At 59.0% G+C, this 7,147-nt stretch carries 7 protein-coding genes; 1 reads left to right on the top strand and 6 read right to left on the bottom strand.

Going from position 1 to position 7,147, the window contains the following annotated elements; all coding sequences use genetic code 11:
* Positions 1-267 precede the first annotated feature (267 nt).
* Positions 268-432, bottom strand: coding sequence for a hypothetical protein (locus PHD44_RS11960; RefSeq protein ID WP_300192035.1), 165 nt, complete (start codon positions 430-432; stop codon positions 268-270).
* A 47-nt stretch (positions 433-479) separates the two neighbouring features.
* Between PHD44_RS11960 and PHD44_RS11955 the strand changes: the two genes are divergently transcribed.
* On the top strand, positions 480-2,234 hold the full coding sequence (locus tag PHD44_RS11955) for a glucan biosynthesis protein (protein WP_300192033.1): 1,755 nt from the start codon (positions 480-482) through the stop codon (positions 2,232-2,234).
* 389 nt (positions 2,235-2,623) lie between these two features.
* On the opposite strand, the gene PHD44_RS11950 is transcribed toward PHD44_RS11955, so the two are convergent.
* From PHD44_RS11950 to PHD44_RS11930, 5 genes are all read right to left on the bottom strand, one after another.
* On the bottom strand, positions 2,624-4,102 hold the full coding sequence (locus tag PHD44_RS11950; RefSeq protein ID WP_300192031.1) for an efflux transporter outer membrane subunit: 1,479 nt from the start codon (positions 4,100-4,102) through the stop codon (positions 2,624-2,626).
* Positions 4,089-4,562: a cytochrome c gene (locus PHD44_RS11945; protein ID WP_300192029.1), complete on the bottom strand. Its 474-nt coding sequence runs from the start codon at positions 4,560-4,562 to the stop codon at positions 4,089-4,091. The genes PHD44_RS11950 and PHD44_RS11945 overlap by 14 nt, the downstream gene beginning before the upstream one ends.
* 24 nt (positions 4,563-4,586) lie before the next feature.
* On the bottom strand, positions 4,587-5,297 hold the full coding sequence (locus PHD44_RS11940) for an ABC transporter ATP-binding protein (RefSeq protein ID WP_300192027.1): 711 nt from the start codon (positions 5,295-5,297) through the stop codon (positions 4,587-4,589).
* 1 nt (position 5,298) lies between these two features.
* Complete coding sequence (locus tag PHD44_RS11935; protein WP_300192025.1) at positions 5,299-6,501, bottom strand: ABC transporter permease; 1,203 nt, start codon at positions 6,499-6,501, stop codon at positions 5,299-5,301.
* A partial coding sequence (locus PHD44_RS11930) for an efflux RND transporter periplasmic adaptor subunit (RefSeq protein ID WP_300192023.1) occupies positions 6,498-7,147 on the bottom strand: 650 nt, incomplete at its 5' end. The genes PHD44_RS11935 and PHD44_RS11930, both read right to left, overlap by 4 nt.

Raw genomic sequence — 7,147 nt, 5'->3', positions numbered from 1 at the left:
CGGCGTAAAAACCGGGCAATGCTGCTTGGAAAGGTCGTCGTTTGTTGTGAAATTTGGGCTGGATTCGGCCACAGGCATGATTCAGTGGCTGAATTCATTGAAAATCTCGGGTTATTCGAGCTGCCCTAAGGAACCTCTGATTGAATCCTTCGTGGCCGAGACGGGCTTTTGAGGGATGAGTCGCAAGGCGCGGCGCGAAACGGGCTTGCGCCAGCTTCGCGTTAATGGTTATTCCATTCGTGAGCGGCGCAACACAGCGAATCGCCCTCAAAAGCCCGTCCCATGCGGGTTGCTGCCCAAAAGCCGCAACACTTCGTTATCGGCCTTGGCATCGTAGCGTAAACTACGACCTGCGGCCTCTGCCTCGTTTTGCGGCTTTTGGATCAGCAACTCGGCGGGCTTCACCAGCTTCGCGTAGCACGAGGGATTCAATCAGAGGTTCCTTAAATTTCGTCCGATCTTTACCGAGAATGTGAGACATGAACAAACCGACCAAAAAACAAGCCGAACAACAGCCGTCAGAACAAGCACCGTCCACCCTGACCACTCAGGAATATACCCGACGGTCTTTTCTGTTCACGCTTGCGAACATCAGTGGACTGGTTGCATTGGGATTTGGTGAGGCACAAGCCGCACAAGACTCAACGGCTACGCCCGGAAATGAGCCGACCACACCCAAAACGCCCGCGCCGGCAGCGGTCGCGCCCAAGGACGGGCTTAAGTTTGCACCGGCCAAGCCATTCTCTTATAAATCCTTGATCGCTCGCGCCGAAGAAATGGCCAAGAATCCGTATCAGGCTCCGCCCTCCCCGGCCGCCGACGCGATCAAGACCATCAATTACGATGCATCGGGCAAGATCAAATTCAACCCGCAAGATGCCTTGTGGGGCAAGACAGGGTCGGTTTATCCCATCACGTTCCGCCCCTTGGGTGAATACTTTCCCAAATCAGTTGCCATGAACGTGGTCGAGGGCGACCAGGCACGCATGATCGAATATCGCCCCGACTACTTCACCATGCCGGAAGACAGCCCATTGCGTCAGGTGCCGGCCGGGCAGTCCGGTATTTCCGGTTTCTGGGTGCAACGCTCGCGCCGAATCGGCGACTGGACGAAAAGCGAGCCGTGGGCCACCTTCCAGGGGGCCAGTTATTTCCGCGCCATATCGCGACAAGGCCAGGTCGGCATGTCGGCGCGTGGCATCGCCATCAATACCGGCCTACCACAAGGCGAGGAATTCCCCGATTTTCGCGCATTCTGGTTTGAACCGGCAGCCAACGAAGGCGACCCGGTCGTGGTGTACGCCCTGCTCGATGGCCCGTCGATCACGGGCGCCTATCGCTTTGAACTGCGGTTCGATGGCGATACGGAAATGGTGATCGAAAAACACCTGTTTATCCGCAAAACCATCGATCAACTCGGCATCGCGCCGTTGACATCCATGTTCTGGTACAGCGAAACACCCAACAGCCACTTGCGCGGATGGCGGCCAGAAGTCCACGACTCCGATACGCTGGTCGGATGGCGCAGCGATAACGAACACTTCTGCCGCCCCCTGACCAATCCGCCCAGCCTGGCCTACTCCGCCTTCGTCGACGAGCATCCGCGCGGTTATGGTTTGCTGCAACGCGACCGCGACCCTTCGCATTACCTCGATGGTGTTGGTTACGAGAAACGCCCGTCGGTCTGGGTGGAACCCATCGTCGACAGCAAAGGCAACGACAACTGGGGCAAGGGGTCGATCACCCTGATCGAAATCCCGACCAACGACGAAACCTTCGACAACATGGTCGCCTTCTGGCAAATCAAGGGGCCGGCACTGGCGGGCTCTGCTCTTCAATTCAAATACCGCCTGTACTGGACCGAACATGAGCCCTTCTTCCCGCACGATCAACTGGCACGCGCCGTCGCATTGCGTGCCGGCCCTGGCGGCAACTTCGGCGGCTCCCGCCCGGCCAACACCGTCAAGCTGGTCATCGAATGGGATAGCCATCTGTTCCAAGGGCATCAACCCAAAGATGCCGTGTTCACCATCACCAGCTCGGCCGGGAAAACGGACAACGTCTACATCGACTGGGTAGCAGGTACCCCCCGCTGGCTGACTCAGTTCGACCTGTTTGTCGATAGCGACGAGCCCGTGGAACTCAACGGCGTTTTGACCCTGAACGGCGAGGTCATCAGCGAAACCTGGCTTTACCAATTCCACCGCCAGAGCTTCGTTCAAATGATGGCTTGATGTTCTGGGCAATTAAAATCATGAACAGTTTAATAAAGTCACAAACAAGCTATTAAAATCATGAACAAATAGCGAGGGCTACCGCCAAAAACCGATTGAGACGCCCATAGGGATGTGGTGCCGCTCATTTGCTTGCTCATTCACCACAGGCCAATAGCCAATTCTTCCTGAAAGAAACCTGCAACCGACCTATTTTTTGAAAATATGCCGTCCGTACACGTCATCGGGCACCACCTGTGGTGATTGACTCAGGGTATTTTTCGATCTTGACCATGGGGATGATGAATGCCATCCCTCTCAGGAATCTCACGAATCCATCCTTGGCTTCGCCGGCTTACGCCAACAACGCGTTCCGGTTTCCCATGGTGAAACCGCCTCGCGTCCTTGAATCAGGTGCCCATCGCTTGATACAGGGCGATACTATCGGCGAGGCGTTGCGCCTGGGCCGCGGCCAAGCCGAGACGGGTTTGCTGCGCTTGCTGCTGAGCTATGAGCAGCTGCTCATAGCTTGCCGCGCCCAGTTGGTACTGCCGCTCGCTGGAGCGCAGAGAACCCTCTGAGGCTTCATTGGCGGCAGCGAGTGCCGTTAGTGCCTGAGCATCGTTTTCCACAGCACGAAGTGCATCAGCAACGTTGCGCAGGGCCTCCAGCACCACACTCTGGTAATTGGCGGCGGCCGCGTCGAAGGCGGCGAGTGCCGCGCGCTTTTCAGCGGGCAGACCTAGATTGAACAAGGGCTGGGTCAGTTGTCCGACCAGGCTCCACACCGCCGAGCCACTGCCGAACAGGGCGCCGGTGGTCAGGGCCTGGCTGCCGAGACTGGCGCTCAGATTGATTTGTGGATAGAGCTTGGCTACGGCGACACCATATTCGGCATTAGCCGCGTGCAGCAATGCCTCGGAAGCCTGAATATCTGGACGGCGGCGCACGAGTTCGGACGGCACCACCAGTGGCAGCTCTGCGGGCAAGCGGAAGCCCGCCAAGGTGAATGCCGGAATCCCTCCGGCGCCCGGCGCGCGGCCCGCGAGTACGGCAAGCAGATGCTCACTCTGCTGCATTTGCTTGCGCAACGCGGGCAATTCGGCGCGCGTTTGCTCAACCTGAGTTTGCAAGGCCAGCACCTCGTCCGGGGCTGCCTGACCGAGACGGACGCGCTCGCGCGTGATCTGCAGCTGATCTTCCTGGGCGCGCAGCATGGCGGCCGTCGCTTCGATCTGCGCGGCGAGCCTAGCCCGCGTGACGGCAGCCGTGGCGATATTGCCCGCCAGACTCAGGCGTGCGGCATCCAGTTCATAACGGCGGTAGTCCACCTGTGCGGCCAGAGCCTCCAGTGCGCGTCGATTGCCGCCAGCAAGATCGAGGTTGTAGCGTACACCCACACTGGCATTGTAGAGATTGAACTCTCTTGCATCGCCGGTTTGCCCGAGTGCCCCGGGGTTGAATCGTTGCCGTTGCGCACCGACTCCGGCATCTACTTGTGGATACTGCGTCGAACCGGCTTGAGCGGCATAGAGTTCTTGATATTGGCGCAGGGTCGCCGTCGCGGCAGCCAAGGTCGGGCTCGCTTTAAATGCCTGCTCAATCAACTGGTTGAGTGCAGGTGAATCCAGGTTTTGCCACCATTGCACCTTGATCGGCAGCCCCGTGATCAACTGTTGAGATTCTCCAAGCTGCGTAGGTGCCAAGGTGGTTGATTGGCTGACCGGTGTCGCCGTATAACGCGTCACATCTGGCGGTGCGGGTGATCTGAAATCTGGTCCAACAGTACAACCGGCTAGGCTAATGACGATCAGCGCGGCAGGCAGCGAGGATGTTGCAAGCCATCTTTTCATGGCGAGATTAGCTTTGTTGGCCTTAGTGCGCGCCATGGAAGTGCTCGACAAAAGGTTTGCGGAAGTTCTGATGACAAGCCAAACAATTTTCCTGCACGCGTGCAAAGGCCTGAATGACGGCTTTACCATCTCCGAATTCTGCAACTTGTTCCAGGTCGCTCGCCGCTTCGTGCGTTTGTGCATCGATATGGTGAAACTCACTGGCATTCGTCCCAAGATAGGCAAGGATTTGCATTTTCTCTGCCAGGGGAAGCTCCGGATGTCGGGCGATCCTGGGTGCGATCTGCGCGACCAGAGCCCAGTCTTCCCTTGAGATTGCAGCGGTGATTTTCTGCATGTTGCGATCCAGCTCTTGCATCATGCCGCGAAAGTGCAACTCCGTTTTCCCCGCCGGTTCATCTGCCCGAATTTGTGTCACAGGGCTGGCGAGAAGCAAACAGGCCGCAACTGCCACGGTGAATTTTCCAAGCAAGTGGTCATTAAAACCGTACATCATAAAAAACTCCTTAAAAACAAAGACTCATGTGATGCTTTTCCCTTCGCCCGCTTCTTCGTAAGTCACGCCGTCGCGGATGTGGTAGATGCGCTTGAAGGTGGGAATGATTTTCTCGTCATGGGTGACGACGATAATCGCCGTCTCGTACTTTTGCGCCATCTCATTGAGGATGCGGATTACCGCCATGGCGCGCTCGGAATCGAGCGGTGCGGTTGGCTCGTCGGCCAGGATCACCGGGGGGCGGTTGATCAGGCCCCGGGCGATGGCAACGCGCTGTTGCTCGCCGCCGGAAAGCTGCGCGGGCATGGCGCGGGCCCGATGTTGTACATCCAGCGCGGTGAGCAGCTCCAGCGCGCGTCGACGCGACTCGTCGTTAGGCACGCCTGCGAGCATCGGCAGCAGCGCGACGTTGTCGGTAACATCGAGAAACGGGATCAGATACGGCGCCTGGAACACGAAACCGATCTTGTCGCGACGCAGAGCGCGCAGATCGCGCACCTTCCAGCCATCGTCATAGATCACATCATTTCCCAGTGTCATGCGTCCGGCGGTGGGCGTGATCACCGCGCCCAGGCATTTGAGCAGGGTGCTCTTGCCCGAGCCGGACGGCCCGATCAGTCCCACCACCTCGCCCGGTGCAACCTGCATGTCCACGCCCTTGAGCGCGTCCACCGCAGTTTCACCGCTGCCATAGCGCTTTTTCAAGCCTTCGATACGGATGCCGTGCCCACTCATCTCAGCCTCCGATCGCTTCGGCCGGGTCGACCTTGAGCGCCATGCGGATGGCGGCAAGGCTGGCAAGGGCGCTGATCACCATGACAGCAATGAAGCCGACGATGGCATCCTGTGAAATCAACAGCACATACTTGGGAAACAGCGGTGCGGCGAAGGTTGCGGTGATCTTGCCAACAGCGAAGCCGATCAGGCCCAGCGCCAGCGCCTGTTGCATGATCATGGCGGCGATGGTGCGGTTACGGGTGCCGATGAGCTTGAGCACTGCGATCTCGCGGATCTTGTCCATGGTCAGTGTGTAGATGATGAAGGCAATAATGGCGACGCTGACAGCAGCCAGAATAACCAGAAACATACCGATCTGCTTGGCTGCAGTGGCGATCAGCTTGCCGATGAGAATACCTTCCATCTGCGCGCGGTCGTAGACCGTCAGCCGTTTCCAACGACGGATCGGTTCGGCCACTTCCTGCGGGGTATAGCCGGGGGCGATGCGCACCAAAACGGCATTGACGTAGTTGTTGGTGGTCTGCGAGGCGATCACCGCGTCGAGCAGGCCCGGCACACCAGGGCGATTGAAGGCCGGGTTGGCTTCGGTGCGGCGGCGCTGCATCAGGATGGCGTCGTTGTCCTTGAGAAATTGCGCCTCCTGCGCGTCCTTGAGCGGAATGAACACCATCGGGTCGCCGCCAGACGATACCATCCGGCGCGTCAAACCGACCACGGTATAGTGGTTGCGCCGGATGGTGAGCGTATCCCCCAGTTTGAAACCGGTGGCGATATCGGCCACCGCCTCGTAATGACCGCGGGTGATCTGGCGCCCGGCAACAAGATACGGCGGCCAGCCGGGAAGCCCAGGTTCGCCCGCCATGATGCCCACCACCATCACCCGCACGTCCTTATCACCCTTGGCCACCTGCATGGTCAGGTAGGTGATATTGGCTGCGGCGGCAACGCCCGGAATCGTGCGGATGCCGCGCCAGAGATCGTCGTACACGCTGGAGGATTCGGCATACGGACCGAGGGTGTCCTTCTGCACCACCCACAGATCGGCACCGCTGTTGTCGAGCAGGGCCTTGCCGTCATCGATCATGCCGCGATATACCCCAGCCATGACCAACGTTACTCCGATCAGCAACCCGAGACCAACACCGGTGAAGACGAATTTTCCCCAAGTGTGCAGGATGTCACGCCCGGCCAGGCTGATCATGGCGACACACCCGGGATACGTTCGACGATATGAAGATTGCTGCCTTGGTGCAGGGCCTTTTCGCTGTAGACGATGATGCGGTCGCCCACTGACAGGCCTTGTTTGACCTGCACATGCCCTTGCAAATCGTGGCGCCCAAACACGACCGGGGTGAACACCGGCTTGCCCCCTTCGACCTTCCAGACGCCGCGACGACCGTCCACTTCACGAATCGCGGCATTGGGTATGACCGGGGCGACGGGAAGCTCAGGAAGTTGCACCGTGACCTCGGCCAGTTCTCCCACCGGAGGCAGCGGTTCGGGCATCTTGGTGAACACGATCTTGGCCAAGGTTTCCTCGGTCACCGAATCGGCCAGAGGATCGACGCGCAACAAGTGACCTTGCAGAATTTCACCCTGCCGCGAGCGCAGCACGATCTCTGCCGGCAGGTTGGCGGCCAGCCCCGTGGCGTTGATCTGATCGAAGCGTGTATCGATCCAAAGGCTCGCCGGGTCGATCATTTCGACGACCGACTGCCCGGCGACGACCGTCGTACCGGGGGCGGCATCACGCACCGACACCAGCCCATCCACCGGTGCGATAAGGCTTAGATTGCTGCGCTGCGCGCGCAAGCCCTGCAAGTCGGCGCGGAAACGATTCAACTCAT

Origin of the sequence: Halothiobacillus sp. (assembly GCF_028710545.1) — a bacterium.
Lineage (GTDB): Bacteria > Pseudomonadota > Gammaproteobacteria > Halothiobacillales > Halothiobacillaceae > Halothiobacillus.
Note: the sequence above shows the minus strand (reverse complement) of the source record. Positions and strands in the feature narration are given on the sequence as shown.

Coding starts and splice junctions, on each gene's coding strand:
- PHD44_RS11955 (WP_300192033.1), top strand. CDS start 480: ATGAACAAACCGACCAAAAAACAAGCCGAACAACAGCCGTCAGAACAA.
- PHD44_RS11950 (WP_300192031.1), bottom strand. CDS start 4,102: ATGGCGCGCACTAAGGCCAACAAAGCTAATCTCGCCATGAAAAGATGG.
- PHD44_RS11945 (WP_300192029.1), bottom strand. CDS start 4,562: ATGATGTACGGTTTTAATGACCACTTGCTTGGAAAATTCACCGTGGCA.
- PHD44_RS11940 (WP_300192027.1), bottom strand. CDS start 5,297: ATGAGTGGGCACGGCATCCGTATCGAAGGCTTGAAAAAGCGCTATGGC.
- PHD44_RS11935 (WP_300192025.1), bottom strand. CDS start 6,501: ATGATCAGCCTGGCCGGGCGTGACATCCTGCACACTTGGGGAAAATTC.